Consider the following 16440-nt stretch of genomic DNA (forward strand, 5'->3'; position numbering starts at 1 on the left):
TTATTCACCTTGTAGCACACCTAAATATGCCCTATCCCCTACGTTTAATTTATTGCTATTATTCAGCCTATTAAGTTCAGTCACTTGATATTTTTTCCCATTATTTGATACTGTATATTCTAAAATTGGTCCTAAGAAATTCTTAGATTCTATTTTTACTTTTACAAAACCACTTTGGTCGGTATTTTGCAATAATATCATTTCTTCAGGTCTTTTATAAATATAAGACCTTGTCTCTTTTTCAATATTAAAATTAACATAATCCTCTTTTTCAATACAGTTTGAAGTACCTACAAAGTTTGCTACGAAATCATTCAATGGGCTTTTGTAAACTTCCATTGGCATACCAATTTGAAGAACTTTGCCCTTATCCATTACAGCTATTCTATCAGAAATAGCCAAGGCCTCTTGTTGATCATGAGTAATAAATAAAGTGGTAATACCTATCTTTTGTTGTATCTCTCTTATTTCTTCTCTCATCTTGACTCTTAAGGCTACATCTAGATTAGACATTGGTTCATCTAATAAAAGCATAGTAGGCTCAGTAGCTAATGCTCTTGCTACTGCCACTCTTTGTTGCTGTCCACCAGATAGTTCATCAATCTTTTTTCTCCTAAACTCTTTCATTCCTGCCAATTCTAAATAAGTATCACATTTTTCCATTATAATTTTTTTAGATAACTTTTTTATTTTCAACCCATAAGATATATTTTCTTCTACAGTCATATTTGGAAACAGTGCATAGTTTTGAAAAACAGTTCCCATATTTCTATTTTCTGGTTCTAGATTGGTAATATTCTTATCACCAACATAAATACTCCCAGAAGAAGGCTTTATAAATCCACCAATTATTCTTAAAATAGTTGTTTTACCACATCCAGAAGGTCCTAATAAAGTAAAAAACTCTCCTTCTTTAATGGATATATTAACATCATGTAATACTTTTTCTTTTCCATAATAGTGATTAATTTCTTTTAATTCTATATTCTTCATATCGTCCTCACAAATTATCTAATATTTATAAATTTTTAAATATACACATGATGAATCATCATAGATTTTAAATCTAGTTTTAAATCTAAGAAACTCTATTGCCATTTCATCACCTTTTTTATTTCTCTAATTTTGCTATATATAATCTATACTTTAATATAAGCTCTTTTCATCATTTAATCTTTATCAAAACTCTTATACCTGCCACATCCACATGAATTGTATTTTTACTATAATTAAAAGTTCTGCATAATAAAAATTTCATTTCGCTTAAGCAACTATATTTATGAATCACTTCATATCATTGGTTACTTCATTAATCACTCAAAATATACTTTATTTAATATTGGTGTATTAGTATCATTTGGTTACACGAGTTATACAAAAATCATGATATGCCATAGTTCCCTTATACGTAAAATAGCGAGGAAAATCCTCACTATTTTTGTATATAATATTAAATTATCTAACTAGACTATTTTATAGTTTTATTGTTATCTATTATATCGGTTTCCCACTTTTCAATCCAGTTAGATTGATTTTTTCCAATTACAGACCAATCTACATTCATAGCTTTATATTCTTTTGACATCCACTTTGGTGAATCTTTAAGTGCAGAATCTAATGTCGGAATACGATTAAAATCATTTGCAACCATAGCTTGAACCTTAGCACTTCCAACAAAATCTACGAATTTAGCTGCTGCTTTTGGATGTGGTGCATTTTTTAGAGCTGCTACACAGTCTGTGATTACTACAGAACCACTCTCTGCATCCACAACTTCTAATGGCATATTATTTTTTTCTTTGTTTTCTATTATATCACTTAACACTGCAACAGATATAGCAGCTTCACCTTTACCTATTGCTGAATACATAACACTTCCACTATTGTAGTAGTTCTTTATATTTTTATTTAAATCTTCAAGATACTTCCAAGCTTCAGCTTCACTCTTAGTAGTTGAATAGTAATTAATTAAGTTACTAACAGTAGAACGCATAGACGACGATAATGAGTCTCTAGTAACTATTGAATCTTTATATTCTTCTTTTGTTAAATCGCTCCAATCTTTTGGTGCTTTATCAGCTGATAATAATTTTGTGTTATAAAACATAATTACTGGTGTTTTTATAGTTCCATACCAATATCCTTCTGAATCTTTATAAGACTTGTCTAATTCATTATTCCAGCTTGGTTCAGTCTTTTCATACAATCCTTCTTCTTTTAATTGCATATATGTAGACGTATCTCCACCAAACATTATATCTGCTTGTGGATTATCTTTTTCACTTCTAACACGATCTGCTAGTTCACCCTTTAAATTTATGAATTCAACATTAACTCCTGTTTCCTTTGTAAATTCTTCAGAAATTGCTCCTAACATATCCTCGCTATGTGTAGTATATACTACTAATGTATCCTCTAATTTGTCACTTTTTGATGTGTTATCATTGCTACAAGCTACCAGTGATAATGACATCACTACAGTTAATAAAATAGTTGCTATTTTTCTCTTCATATCAATACCTCCCCCATCTTCATTTTAAATGTTATTATTCTTATAGTCAACGATTCGACAATAATCTATATAATTGTATTTTTCTATAATTACTTATTTTATTATTGTATTTTTCTATAATTATACTTATTTTTATACATATAATTTTTATATTGACATTAATCTATTTTCAATATTAGTATTTTATTTCTTCAAAACATATTTTAAATATTAGTAGTATCATTCTTCACCATTAATAGTTACTAAAAACTATCTTCGCAATCAGCTTGAAAAATTATAATTTTAAGCTAGTTTATATATCAATTCTCCCTAAAAAATCAAATAAATTTGTATAATATGCTATATATTAAATTATACTATATAAATCATATATATCCTAAATTTTAACTTTACCTCTTTATATTTATATTCATTTTTTAATAAAAAAGATATTGACTATTTAGCCAATATCTTTTAATGGATTTAAATGTTGGAAACTCTCCTCGAAAATTATACCCACGATTTTAATTTAATTTTTAATGGTTTCTTTAACATAGTCTTATAAATATTAAAATTTATCTTCCTATAAAATTTCTCCATTAAATTTTATTACATTTTTATACCAGTCAAAAGATTTCTTTTTATATCTTTTAAGAGTCCCACTTCCATCATTATTTTTATCTACATATATAAATCCATATCTTTTTTTCATTTCTCCTGTTGTAAATGACACTGGATCTATACATCCCCAAACAGTATATCCTATAACATCAACACCATCAATTTCAATGGCATTTTTCATTTCCTTTATATGATTAGCCAAATACTCTATTCTATAATCATCATCCACAGTATTATCTGATTTTAATACATCCTCTGCTCCAAATCCATTTTCAACAATAAATATAGGAAGCTCATACTTATCATATAGTTGGTTAAGGTAAAATCGTAGACCTACAGGGTCTATATTCCATCCCCAGTCAGAAGTTTTTAAGTATGGATTTTCAACTACATCAGCTTTTCCTGCTGAGTCATTACCTGTTGTTTTCATAGTTTTATCAGCTGTTACTACAGTAGTTAAATAATAACTACATCCAATAAAGTCAACCGTTCCTTCTTTTAAGATTTTTTTATCTTCCTCTGTAATATCTAGATTATAATTTTTTCTTTCCCATAATTTTAGTGTATGTCTTGGATAATGACCTCTTACATGTACATCAGTAAACATAAGTTGTTCTCTATTAGATTCTACAAATTTAATCATATCCTCTGGATTGCAAGAATAAGGGTAACTTGGCATAGCTGCCACCATACATCCAATTTTAAACTCAGGGTTTATTTCATGACCTATCTTCACAACCTTTGCACTTGCTACAAATTCATAATGAACTGCTTGATACATAACTTCTTCTTTGTCTTCCTGCTCTTCATAGATTATTCCGGAGTTAGTAAATGCATAAATAGGATTTGTAGTTATACTTTGATTATTTATTTCATTGAAGGTCATCCAGTACTTAACTTTATCCTTGTATCTATTCATTACCACTTCACAGAAGTTTACAAAGAAGTCTATTAACTTTCTATTTCTCCAGCCACCATAGTTTTTCACTAAATGATAAGGCATTTCAAAATGACTTAAAGTTATTACTGGTTCTATATTATATTTTAATAATTCATCAAATAAATCATCATAAAATTTCAGTCCATCTTCATTTGGAGTTGATTCATCTCCCTTTGGAAAAATTCTAGTCCAAGCAATACTTGTCCTAAAACACTTATATCCCATTTCGGCAAATAATCTAATATCTTCTTTATAATTTTCATAAAAATTAATAGCTTCATGATTAGGATAATTTAAGCCCTCAATTACTCCATCTGTTATCTTTCTTGGAACAGTATGGGTACCTGCAGTCATTACATCTGCAATACTTATTCCTTTTCCATCTTTATTATATCCACCTTCAACTTGATGGGCAGCAACTGCCCCTCCCCATAAAAATTCTTGATTAGATTTCATAGAAATATCTCCTCCAGCATAATTAATAAACAACTTTTATTACAGGTGTTCCAATTTTAATATGTTTATTTTCTTCAACTATTACATCTGCTAAATCATTTGTGTTAGTTAGTATTATTGGTGTAACAACACTATACCCTTCGCCTTCTATTTTATCCTTATCGAAAGAAACAATCTTATCTCCTTTTTTAACTTTATCTCCTACACTCATGTGAGTAGTATAATACTTCCCATCTAACATAGTAGTATTAAGACCTACATGTATTAATATTTCTGCACCTTTATCAGAGGTAATTCCTATTGCATGTTTTGTAGGAAAAATAGTTGTTATTATTCCATTTACAGGAGATGAGACTTCTCCCTTTGAAGGTATTATTGCCATACCATTACCTATAGTTCCTGATGCAAATACTTCATCTTCTACTTCAGATAACTCTATTTGCAAGCCTTCTATTGGAGATAATATTTCCTCTATACCATCATCTTCATTAGAAACAATTTCTTCATTACCTTCTTCATATTCTTCTTTACTTAATCCAAAGAAATATGATAGTACTGCTCCTAGTACTAATGCTGTTCCTATTCCCAATACATATCCTAGGAATGGTGTATAAACTGGCATTGAGAATATATTATGAAATACATATGCATTACAAGTAACACCAAATGCACCACATATACCACCACCAATACCTCCTGCAATAGCTAATACTGGAATCATTCTTCTATATCTTAATATAATTCCATAAATTATAGGTTCTGTTACTCCTGCTAAAATTCCTGTAACTGCTGTTGAACCTGCTAATACTTTTAACTCTGAATTTTTTCTAGATTTTCTAACTTTCATAAATAAACCTATTGCAATACCTATTTGAGCAAATACTGCTGCAACAGCTGCACCTTCTATTGGGTCTCCACCCATTGTAGCCAAATTTTGTAAAGTAATTGGTGTAAATCCCCAGTGTAATCCTAATACTGCTAAGAATGGCATAGCTATACCTATTGCAGCTCCTGCAATTACTCTGTTAAATTTAAATAATCCCATAAAAATATTTGATATTACATCACCAACAGTAGTTGCTATTGGTCCAAATAAAATCACAGTTAAAGGAACCATGACTAATAATGATATCATCGGTACTAAGAACAATTGTAAATCTTTTAATATAATCTTCTTTAAAAGCTTATCAACATAGTAATAAATAAATATAGCAACAAATATAGGAAACACACCAAAAGAATAATCAATTGGTGTTACTGGCATTCCAAAAAAGTTAGCTCCACCTTTTACTCCAATTAAAGCTGTAAAATTCGGTTCTAACAAAGCTGCTCCTATTACTCCACCAACATATGGATTTGCACCAAGTTTTATAGCTAAAGTAATACCTAAGAATATTGGTAAGAAGTAAAATACAGCATTTCCAGCTGCTGATAATATAGCATAAGTGCTACTTGCATCAGACATCCATTTCATAGTAGTTAGTATCGTAAGTAATGCCTTAATCATGCCGGCTCCAGCTAGTGCAGGTATTAATGGAGAAAATGCACCTGAAATTGATTCAAATATTCTAGCAACTATTGAAACTTTTTCTCCCTTTTCTTCAGTATTTTGTCCTTGTAAAACTGCTTTTTTTGTAATAGTTTCAAAGTAATCAGTTACTTTATTTCCAATTACTACTTGGTATTGTCCTCCACTATTTACTACAGACAGTACATCCTTCATTTTTAACAACTCTTCTTTGTTAGTTTTTGAAATATCTTTCAACTTAAAACGTAGCCTAGTTGCACAATGAATTAAACTAATAATATTTTCTTTTCCTCCTACATATTTTATAATCTCTTTAGACTCTCTTTCAAATTTCATACAATCTATCCTCCATTTTCATAATTTTATGTATAAAAATAGACCTAAATCAATACAATTAGATATTAAAAACTAATTATACTAACTTAGGTCATGCCTGCCAAACAGTAACAATCCTACACTATTTACTTTATATTTGATAATCTATTTAAATGCAATGTTAAGTACAACAATTCATTTTCGCTAATTTTCCATTTATACGTCTTTTCAAGGAAATTTTTTACTTTTTTTGCACAATTGTAATCACTTTTATATTTCATTTTTATTATATCTAATAATGATGTGTCTACATTTGTATTTTCACCACTTAATTGCCTTTTTATAAAACATCTTAAATGACTTATAAACCTTGTGTAGTCAAATGAATATTCATTTATTTCAATTCCATAATGATACTTTATGATATCTAATACGTTATCAATTATCTTAGTTAATAATAAAGTTTCTTGCATATCTTTCGTCTCTAAATAAGCATTTGCAAAATGTATCGCAATAAATGCTATTTCAGAATCAGGAATATCTTTATCTAATTTTTTCCTTAAATATTCTACAGCCTTCTTACTAAAGTCATATTCATTAGGATATATTTGTCTTATTTCCCATTGAAGTGGGCTTTGAAATACTAATCCTTCATCCATTCTTTTTAACATATAACTTATATGTTCCGATAGTGTAATTAATATGCTATCATTAAGATTATCGCCCAATTCTTCTCTTCCCATTTGAATAATTTCACTTACAAGCTCAACATCTTTTAGAGGTATCCTATCTAGCAGTGAATGTAATTCACTTAATGATTCCTCATTATTGAATATAAATTTCTTTTCAATTTTATCTATTTCAACTAAATCTTTAGTAAATTTGTTAAATCCAATTCCTTTTCCCATTAATATTACTTCTTGTCCTGAATTGTCTCTAGCAAATACAACATTATTATTAAATACTTTCTTTATAATCATAAACTACCTCCACTGTAAACAAAAATAGACCTAAAAAAGACTAATAACACTTTAAGCATTTACTAGAATTTTTAGGTCACGCCTGATTACATCTATCTCAGTAACGATCCGTTTATTTATCTGTATGATACCTTTATCATCATTATAAATTAATAGTTGTACTTAGTCAATATATAATTTCATGTATATCTTTACTAGCTTATTCTTCTAAATATTCACTCATTCTACCTTTTTTTCATATAATTTATATAATCTAAACATGCTAAAATAAGTTTTGAAGTTATTTCATAACAAAATTAAGCTCATATATTTTTTATTATATATACTCGACTATTTATCCATATATAAGGAAATCCTTTATTTTTGTAACTACAATAACTGCCTAAGTTTTGATTTTATTTTATCTTTTACTGTTGTATCTAAAGCTCTAAACAGTTTAATCATCAAATCATTGTTTGGATTATTAACCTTACCTAACTTATTATATAGCTTTTTAACTGTTTATCTTTAATAGCCCTTTTGGTATACTAATCCATTTTATAACATTAATTCTCGAACCAAGCATATATTCCCCTTACAATACATATCTTATCCCCTCTATAAAGTTATGATAGTTGATGAACCTGAAGGAATTACCCTTACAATACATATCTGATACAACCTCACTTATAAGTTTATATGTATAAACTTTCCACTATTCTTCTTCAATAAATTCAAACAAATTTTCTACTGTAGTATTGAATACTTTAGCGATATCCATAGCTAACTTCAAAGAAGGATTATATTTTCCATTTTCTAAGTGTACAATAGTCTCACGTCTTACCCCAACTAATTTAGCAAGTTCATTTTGTGTCATAAGGAGTTTTTCTCTGTATTCTTTAATTTTTGTTTTCATCAATATTGCCATTTAGTTACATATCCCCCTTTTATCAAAGTATATATACAACACTAATTTAGATAAAGACTGTATAAATAAAACTGCAATGAGGATTATACCTGTATCCACGTTTGATATATTTATATTACTTGTATAAGGTGTTGCAAAGAAAATAGATATTATTACTATAGAATATATCATTATTTTTATTGCAATTTTATTAACCTTTGATAGTATAAATTCAGATGATTCGTCAACTAAATCATTGTATTTTTTATTATAAATTGAATAACATCCGAAAATTATTAGCCAACTCAGCCCTGGAAGAGAAGCAGTGCTTGAACCTTTAAAAATATACTTAGTGGCTAATACAGCTATAAAAAAATAAGTTATTACAAGCAACTCCAGGATAAGCTTTGCTCTTACACCAGTTTCTGATTTACACATATAAAATCACTCCTTAAAAGTTATATATTTATAACACCTTATGTTATAAATATATAACTTTTCCAAATAAATTGCGATAGAATATTGAAAATATTCAATAACATCTTTATAAATGTAGTTTATAAAAGATTTTATAATAAACATTACAATACAGTACTAAATTAGTTTATTGCATCTATTATCTCAATTATATCATTTACTAACTATTATTCTAATGAGCATATAACATTGAAATTTATAATTATACAACTTAAATACATCCCAATATACCCTCAAAACCTCATTTTCTGTAATTGAAGTATAGTTGATAGATTTTATCACTGAAATAAAAAAGACTAGTCAATAAAGACTAGTCTTTTCAAGTATTTTATCATTCTTTTTTTAAAATTATTGAAGACGAATCGTCGGAATAATACCCACAATTTATCTATATGCAAATTCTAAATTTAAAATAAAATTTTAAATGAATTTATTATTCTATGCTATGATACAACAGAAAAACTGCAATCTATGAGTGGTAACTTCATACAATCCTAGTTCCTATAGTAATCAGAAAGGAGGTTTATTCTATATGTAACTAATGATAAATTTTATTATAGGAGTTATTAGCTCTATTTGTGTTGCTGTAAGTACTAATTATATATACGATAATTTTTTAATACTTATATATTGGCTATAGAGAAAGTAGTTTAGAATTTAAATTCAAATAAAATTTAAGTTCACTAAAAAGAAATCTATATTAGAAACCACTACTCTATTCCACCAGATTGTAGTTTTTTGTCCTTTATATCACAATGCTATACTACATTAAATTGAAAAATAAATTTTAAATTTATTTGTTACAATTCATTAGTTCAAAAAAATATTTTGAGTCGTGAGTTTTGTAAAGATTTAACCATGAATTTAATGCTTCTGATTCAAAAACCTCTAAAATTTTCAATACTTGAAATGTAAATTCCAACGGAGCAATTCCTGAAGCTGTAACTAAATTTCCATCACTAACTACAGATTCCGTTTTATAATATTTTTCTCCAGAGTAATTTGGTATTACCATTTTAAGAAACTCTAAGTCATTACTTGTATGATTTCTAAAATCTAATAGCCCTTTTTTAGCTAGGCCTAACGTAGCTCCACATATGGCTGTAACTATAGAATCTTGTATTAAAGCTTCTTTAGCTTTTTCTAATATTATCTCATGATTCATAGATAACCAAGTATTTCCCCCTGGCAAAATTAATAAATCTTTACTTTCCATATTAAACTCATCAACTGTAATTTCAGGTAAAACTTTTAACCCACCCATTGTTATAATAGGATTTTTATCAATTCCTACAGTAATTACTTTTAGTGGTTTTAATCCTTTTTTAAAATATCTTCCTGTATTTAATTCAGCAGTTAAATATGCCACTTCCCAATCTGACATAGTATCAAATACATACATATATACTTTTCTATTTTTCATCTTTTTTACTCCTTATGTAATTAATTTATATATCTAATTGTAAAATAACTTAACTGACATATTCAGTCAGTTAAGTTATTAAATTTGATAATAATCAATTAATTCTAGTAAATCTTCAATTATTTTCTTCTTAAGGCTTAGTGGTTCAATTACTTGTATTGTCTTTCTATAAGGTAAAAGTATGTTTGGTATGTACTTGCATATTACTTCCTCTTCAAGCATAAATATTATTTTATTAGGTGTTCTTTCTTTCAAGTAGTGTCCTAAAAACCAATGTTGGCTTAAACTATCTAAAGAATCTATACTCCCTTCTACAACTAATTGAATTATACTTTGTTCATCTTTTATTTCAGGCATAATCCCTTTTATAAAAAATTCACTTGCTGAAAATTCTGTTGGTCTGTTAAATGTATTTGATGTTTCTATGATTTCACTAATCCTATCCACTCTGAAACTACGAATCTCATTTCTCATATTACAAAAGGCAACTACGTACCAATTATTATTCCAATGAACAATTCCATATGGATTTATAATTCTATATTTTGATTTTACTTTACGACCTGCATGATAGTTGATTTCTACAGATAGCTCCTTTAATATACTATTCTCCAATTTTTTAAGTACTGATTCTATAGATACTTTCCCAATTGGTTTTATTACTTCAAGGGCTATTAATTGGTTTGTTAAAATATCTTCTTGTTTTTGATTTGAATACATTTTTAACTTTAATATCGCTTTATCTAATGCTTCGTCTAAGAAGTATCCTTCTTTTTTAGCAAATAGAGCTGCATGAAGTAGAGATTTTTGCTCTTCTATATCAAAAAAAAGAGGTGCTTTAGTAAAATTATTTAAAAGGCTATACCCACCATTATGACCTGTATCTGAAATTATAGGTACTCCACTCGCAGAAAGTACATCAATATATCGGTACACTGTTCTTATATTTATTTCTAATTTTTCAGCTATCTGTTTTGCTGTAATTTTTTTGTCAGAGTTTAACATCCACAGTATAGACATCATATTGTCAATTTTAGCCATGTAGTTTCACCTCTTTCTATTTGTTATATAAAGTTATTATATAACTTTTTGATTAATTTTTTACAAAAAAATATTAGTAAAGTGATAATAATTTCTACTAAGGTCTATTTCAAGTATTTATAGAGAGTCTTTTTTTATAGTTAAGTTATCTATTAGATTTCATAGTAGTATATCTAGCTGATATATTTTCAGCTACACTTCTTGTCATATATCAATTTTCTTTTTCAAAGATTTTACAAATAATATTTAGTTTAAGATATATATTAGTTTTTAAAAACCTTTCGGTCTCAAATTAAAACTTCTTTGTTTTAATTTGTTTAGAATATAGAAAAAGTCTTAGCCTAATTTATTTAAGCTAAAATGCTTATATTTTAAATTTTTCTTTAAAACTAAAATATTTATTATCATCCTCAACAACAATATAATATACTAATTAAATACCTAGTATTTATTTACATTTTGTGGCTTGTTAGTTATAACTCCATCTTCTTGCTAAAATTAATGTTACACGACAGATAGTCGTGGAAGTATATTACTTTAGAAACATTAGTTAATACATCTCTTGGATATATTAGCACTGAGTTTATAGTCCCTATACTTCCAACTTCTATACTAACTGGTTAACTCTTTGTCCCTAAACATACTACTACAAACTTTTCTCTATCACTATCTACTAAAAAGCTCCTTACTAATCTATAAATATCATAAGAATTACTTTTTTTCTAGTTTCATATAAAGTACTACTTTTTTTGTTAATTTTAAAAAACTATATCTACTCTTTTAAAAGATGTTTTCTTATTATTAATTCACCTTTTTCCTACATCTTTCTGAATTGAAAATAATCATATACATTGATATATTGTATATGATTATTTAAGCAAATGTTCAGTTTCTTTATTTCTAGATATTCAGTTATACTACATTCACTAGATAACAAGTATAGTGTTGAACTGTAGATATTTACTTCACCTTTATACATTCCCTACTAAATTCTTCTAATAATCTTTTTAATCTATTTGATTTAAAATACTCTTTAAAAAACTGTACTTCTTCCTTACCTTCAACTCAACTATACACACATATCCACTATAATCTGTTAATTTTCTGTTATATCTATAGTTTTCATCAGGAACACCGACAATATTATTCACTTTTTCAGCTACCTCATTTGGATATTATTACAATAAGTTTAAATCTTCTTTCTTCCATAAATATATTATGAGGAAGACTATCATCTTTAATGGTTTAATAGTATAAAGGATATGAATTTAAAAAAATCTATTTTTTATATCAGATGGGTATTGTTTTTTATAAAACTGAAAAAATTACCTAATAAAGGCTATGATTTTTTAACATAACCTCCATAAATTAGTACCAATTATCATTTTAAATTCAAATTTTTATCTGAAGAATACAAAATCATATTTCCAGACTCAACATAATATTGAGTATTGCACTTGTATTTACAAATTATCATTCTAATAAAAACAACTATACATATCTTAAAATCATCTTCTAAATATAGTTACTAGAATTGAATTAATGATATCAATTCCATTAATCTCTTTTTACAAAAAACTCTCTTTTCTATATGAAAATTATTTCAAAACTTTAAAGTTGAATACAAAAATGACTATAAATAGATTTTTATTTACACAAATCTATCTATAGCCACTATAGTTTATCCAATAAAATAAATATATACACAATAAATGTTATTTACGTCTTAAGTATTTATTTATTGGATCTTTAATCAAATAAAATAAGCTAATGAACATTAATGCTAAATATAGCATTATATTGCTTTGATCTCCTGTTTGTACATTTTGACCTACATTACTATCTAAACTTTCATATGTATCTATATTTACATCTGGTTTTCCATCTCCATCTATATCTATATCCGGTTTTCCGTCTCCATCTATATCTATATCTATATCTATATCCGGTTTTCCATCTCCATCTATATCTATATCTATATCCGGTTTTCCATCTCCATCTATATCTATATTTATATCTGGTTTTCCATCTCCATCTGTATCTATATTTATATCCGGCTTTCCATCTCCATCTGTATCTATATTTATATCTGGCTTTCCATCTCCATCTATATCTATATTTATATCTGGTTTTCCATCCCCATCTGTATCTATATTTATATCCGGTTTTCCATCCCCATCTTTATCTATATCTATATTCGGTTTTCCATCTCCATCTGGTTTACTATCCCCATCTTTATCTGGGTCTTTATCTGGCTTACTATTATTATCTTTATCTGGCTTACTATTATCATCTTTATCTGGCTTACTATTATTATCTTTATCTGGGTCTTTATCTGGTTTACTATCCTCATTTATATTTGGATTACCTGTATCATAACCTCCTGAACCAGTATTTACATCTTTATCTGGCTTCCAATAATCATCTACTCCATCTTTATCTGTATCTATTGCTGGGCGATTATAATCTGTATCAGGTTTTCCATCTCCATCAGTATCTATATTTGTATCAGGTTTCCAAATACCATCTCCATTTCCACCTTCTGTACTAGGTTTCCATTCACCTGTATTATCAGTATCTATGTTAATATCTGGCTTCCAATCACCATTTGTATCTATATTGATATCTGGCTTTCCATTCCCATCAGTATCTATGTTGATATCCGGAATACCATCTCCATCTATATCTACATTTGTAATATCTAACTTTAACTTCTTTTCATCTTTACTATCTTTAGTGTAATTTATATCATCTCCAATATATTTTACAGTAATAGTTTGTTCAGTATTAAGAATATGATGATTACTATCTAAAGGTCTCCATTCAATAGATGCAGTACTATAATTATGACTCTCACTAACCTTATCATGAGTTTTTAATTCTACTGGATCTTTATATTCCTTTCCATTAATATAGAATTGTACATAACCTTTTGGAGAGGCACAATCTGGCCCTTCTTTCTTATCAGGTGAAACAGTGGCATTTAATGTAAACGTATCTACTGGTTTAAAAATATCAGTTTTGACTTTAGGCGTTTCTACAACTAATGAAGTTTCTGTATCAGCAGGAGTAATTTCTGCATAATTATAATGTGATCTATGCCCCCAATAAGACTCATTAAAAGGAGCTATACTAGCATACTGTGTCGATGTAATGATTAATTGATATTTTCCAACATCAGCTTGTTCTGTAAGGTCAGCACTTCCTAAATTTGTATCTGGTTCCATCGTTTCCTCATTTAAACGTTGAGAACTAATAATCATAGATGTTCCATCTGTGAGTTTTCCACCTTTAGGATTAGTTACTGGAATACCATCTTTTAATATCCAATCTAAAAATGCTTTTTCTTGGTCTTTTCCAAATGGTAATCCATCGTATCTTTTATTAATCGAACCTGGTGGAGTATTTATCTCATCAATAATAAATTCTTCATACTGCTTTAAAAATGGAGTAGTTGGACCTATATCTTTAATATAAAAAGTATCTGATTTTAGAGCTTCTCCAGTATCTTTATCTATAATAACTAACTTAACAGATACTTCAGAACCAGTAAATTTATCAGAGAACCATAAGTAAAGAACCCCTTGAGCATCTGTATAACTAGGCGCTCCATAAGGATAATCTTTTCCATTAATTTGCATTGTAAAATCATCGACTAGTTTAGTATTAACTTTATCTTGCCCTAAATACTTTAAAGATACTTTGCTCATAAAAACTTTTGTTTTCTTTTCTAAGTCACCGTATGCAACTGTTCCACCATTACTTTTGAATGTTGTTGCTTTTAATGAACCACCTGTTACTATAACATCTCCTGTTGTAGCACTTAGGTCAAAAATCCAATCTCCTACTCCTGTCATATAAGGTAAAACCGTTCCTCCAGTTACAATTATACGATATCCTCTATTTGTTCCTGGATTAACGCATCCATCTCCAAATGCACTACCATGTGCCCCTCCATATGAATAGGAAAGTCCACCATTAATTGTAATATTTCCACTATAACCACCACCTTTATTACGATCTACTACTGATGGACTTAATGTATAACCTCCTGATATATAGTACGAGCCACCAATTCCAGCTCCATGGTATGCGCCTCTAGCAGTTATAGTACCACCATTGATTGTGATATCTCCACCATCACCGATACCACCTCCCCCTATTCCAGCTCCATATCCAGTATTAGCCCCTTCCATAGCTGTAGCATTTATAATACCACCATTAATGATAATATTTCCTCCATTTTCAGTATCTCCACCACCAATAGCTGCAGCATAATAATTTCCGACAGCTGTTAAACGCCCACTATTTTTACTATCTAGTAGTGTAAGGCGATCTCCTTTTTTTAGCTTGTCCCCATTTTCTAGAGTTACATCTCTAGGAATTTTCCCATTTTCAGGAACTATAAACTCTCCTTCAATGTCTCTATTTACAATAGAATCATCAATAATTAGAGTGGTACTTTTTCCTGCTCTTATACCTGGATAAAGTTGATCACCTGACTTTAGTATGTTTTTGCTACCATCTTGTAATATAATATGTGCATATGCACCACCACCTTTTTCTGGTGTTAAAGTAAATGGACTATTAGATTTTGTTTTAATATTTACTCCATTAAATATTAGTTCTGCTTTTACATCTTTAGGTATAACAATCCTATGTTCTGTTGCCTTATTTGGATCATTATTTTGAATTACCATTTGTTCTCCACTAAGAATAGTTAAAACACCGCTTTCAAATTTAAAATCAACATTTATTTCTCCACCACTAATTTTAAAGTCTCCTGTAGAATTATCCTCTTGTGCGTTAACATCTTCCTCTGCGTTAACATCCTCTTCTGCATTAGCATCTTCTTCTGCATTTCCTGTATTAGTATCTTCTTCTGCATCTTCTCCTGCACTTCCTTCATTAGCATCTTCTTCTGCACTTCCTGCATTAGTATCTTCTCCTGCACTTCCTTCATTAGCATCTTCTTCTGCACTTCCTGCATTAGCATCTTCTCCTGCACTAGCATCTTCTCCTGCACTAGCATCTTCTTCTGCACTTCCTGCATTAGTATCTTCTCCTGCACTTCCTGCATTAGCATCTTCTCCTGCACTTCCTGCATTAGCATCTTCTTCTGCACTTCCTGCATTAGTACTTTCTTCTATAGTCTCTGCGAAAGCATTTGATACATTAAATGGTGCAACTGAGCCAAATCCTATCGATATACTTAAAATCATTGATAGTGCTTTCTTTTTACCTTTTTGCTGCATAAAATACCTCCCCCTAATAATTTTTAA

The 16440-nt window shown here is 28.6% G+C and carries 10 protein-coding genes and 1 pseudogene; all 11 read right to left on the minus strand.

Translation table 11 applies throughout. The features are described from left to right. Entirely contained in the window at positions 1-993 is a 993-nt protein-coding gene (locus tag JJC02_15250; protein ID UDN54229.1) for an ABC transporter ATP-binding protein, read from the minus strand. 475 nt (positions 994-1468) lie between these two features. Further along, positions 1469-2512: an extracellular solute-binding protein gene (locus JJC02_15255; protein UDN54230.1), complete on the minus strand. Its 1044-nt coding sequence runs from the start codon at positions 2510-2512 to the stop codon at positions 1469-1471. Between the two features lie 562 nt (positions 2513-3074). After that, on the minus strand, positions 3075-4508 hold the full coding sequence (locus tag JJC02_15260) for a 6-phospho-beta-glucosidase (GenBank protein UDN54231.1): 1434 nt from the start codon (positions 4506-4508) through the stop codon (positions 3075-3077). Positions 4509-4530: 22 nt separating this feature from the next. Then, the gene (locus tag JJC02_15265; GenBank protein UDN54232.1) at positions 4531-6372 is read right to left on the minus strand and encodes a PTS glucose transporter subunit IIA; all 1842 of its coding nucleotides are present in this window, start codon (positions 6370-6372) and stop codon (positions 4531-4533) included. A 125-nt stretch (positions 6373-6497) separates the two neighbouring features. Then, on the minus strand, positions 6498-7331 hold the full coding sequence (locus tag JJC02_15270; protein ID UDN54233.1) for a PRD domain-containing protein: 834 nt from the start codon (positions 7329-7331) through the stop codon (positions 6498-6500). A 694-nt stretch (positions 7332-8025) separates the two neighbouring features. Then, the gene (locus JJC02_15275; protein ID UDN54234.1) at positions 8026-8238 is read right to left on the minus strand and encodes a helix-turn-helix transcriptional regulator; all 213 of its coding nucleotides are present in this window, start codon (positions 8236-8238) and stop codon (positions 8026-8028) included. Continuing rightward, complete coding sequence (locus JJC02_15280) at positions 8239-8655, minus strand: hypothetical protein (protein UDN54235.1); 417 nt, start codon at positions 8653-8655, stop codon at positions 8239-8241. It lies immediately after the preceding gene. 832 nt (positions 8656-9487) lie between these two features. Beyond that, positions 9488-10117, minus strand: a complete 630-nt coding sequence (locus JJC02_15285; protein UDN54236.1) for a glutamine amidotransferase — start codon at positions 10115-10117, stop codon at positions 9488-9490. A 78-nt stretch (positions 10118-10195) separates the two neighbouring features. After that, on the minus strand, positions 10196-11158 hold the full coding sequence (locus JJC02_15290) for a YafY family transcriptional regulator (GenBank protein UDN54237.1): 963 nt from the start codon (positions 11156-11158) through the stop codon (positions 10196-10198). An 869-nt stretch (positions 11159-12027) separates the two neighbouring features. Next, positions 12028-12378, minus strand: a pseudogene (locus JJC02_15295) (hypothetical protein). A 495-nt stretch (positions 12379-12873) separates the two neighbouring features. Next, positions 12874-16413 carry a sortase B protein-sorting domain-containing protein gene (locus JJC02_15300; GenBank protein UDN54238.1) on the minus strand — a complete coding sequence of 1180 codons (3540 nt, stop codon included), beginning with the start codon at positions 16411-16413 and terminating at the stop codon, positions 12874-12876. Between the last annotated feature and the right edge of the window lie 27 nt (positions 16414-16440).

The organism is Clostridioides sp. ES-S-0054-01, from assembly GCA_021561035.1.
Classification (GTDB): domain Bacteria; phylum Bacillota; class Clostridia; order Peptostreptococcales; family Peptostreptococcaceae; genus Clostridioides.

What these genes read in the sequence shown, in the direction of transcription:
- JJC02_15265 (UDN54232.1), bottom strand. Translation starts at nt 6,372, where the DNA reads ATGAAATTTGAAAGAGAGTCTAAAGAGATTATAAAATATGTAGGAGGA.
- JJC02_15260 (UDN54231.1), bottom strand. Translation starts at nt 4,508, where the DNA reads ATGAAATCTAATCAAGAATTTTTATGGGGAGGGGCAGTTGCTGCCCAT.
- JJC02_15250 (UDN54229.1), bottom strand. Translation starts at nt 993, where the DNA reads ATGAAGAATATAGAATTAAAAGAAATTAATCACTATTATGGAAAAGAA.
- JJC02_15290 (UDN54237.1), bottom strand. Translation starts at nt 11,158, where the DNA reads ATGGCTAAAATTGACAATATGATGTCTATACTGTGGATGTTAAACTCT.
- JJC02_15255 (UDN54230.1), bottom strand. Translation starts at nt 2,512, where the DNA reads ATGAAGAGAAAAATAGCAACTATTTTATTAACTGTAGTGATGTCATTA.
- JJC02_15300 (UDN54238.1), bottom strand. Translation starts at nt 16,413, where the DNA reads ATGCAGCAAAAAGGTAAAAAGAAAGCACTATCAATGATTTTAAGTATA.
- JJC02_15270 (UDN54233.1), bottom strand. Translation starts at nt 7,331, where the DNA reads ATGATTATAAAGAAAGTATTTAATAATAATGTTGTATTTGCTAGAGAC.
- JJC02_15275 (UDN54234.1), bottom strand. Translation starts at nt 8,238, where the DNA reads ATGGCAATATTGATGAAAACAAAAATTAAAGAATACAGAGAAAAACTC.
- JJC02_15285 (UDN54236.1), bottom strand. Translation starts at nt 10,117, where the DNA reads ATGAAAAATAGAAAAGTATATATGTATGTATTTGATACTATGTCAGAT.
- JJC02_15280 (UDN54235.1), bottom strand. Translation starts at nt 8,655, where the DNA reads ATGTGTAAATCAGAAACTGGTGTAAGAGCAAAGCTTATCCTGGAGTTG.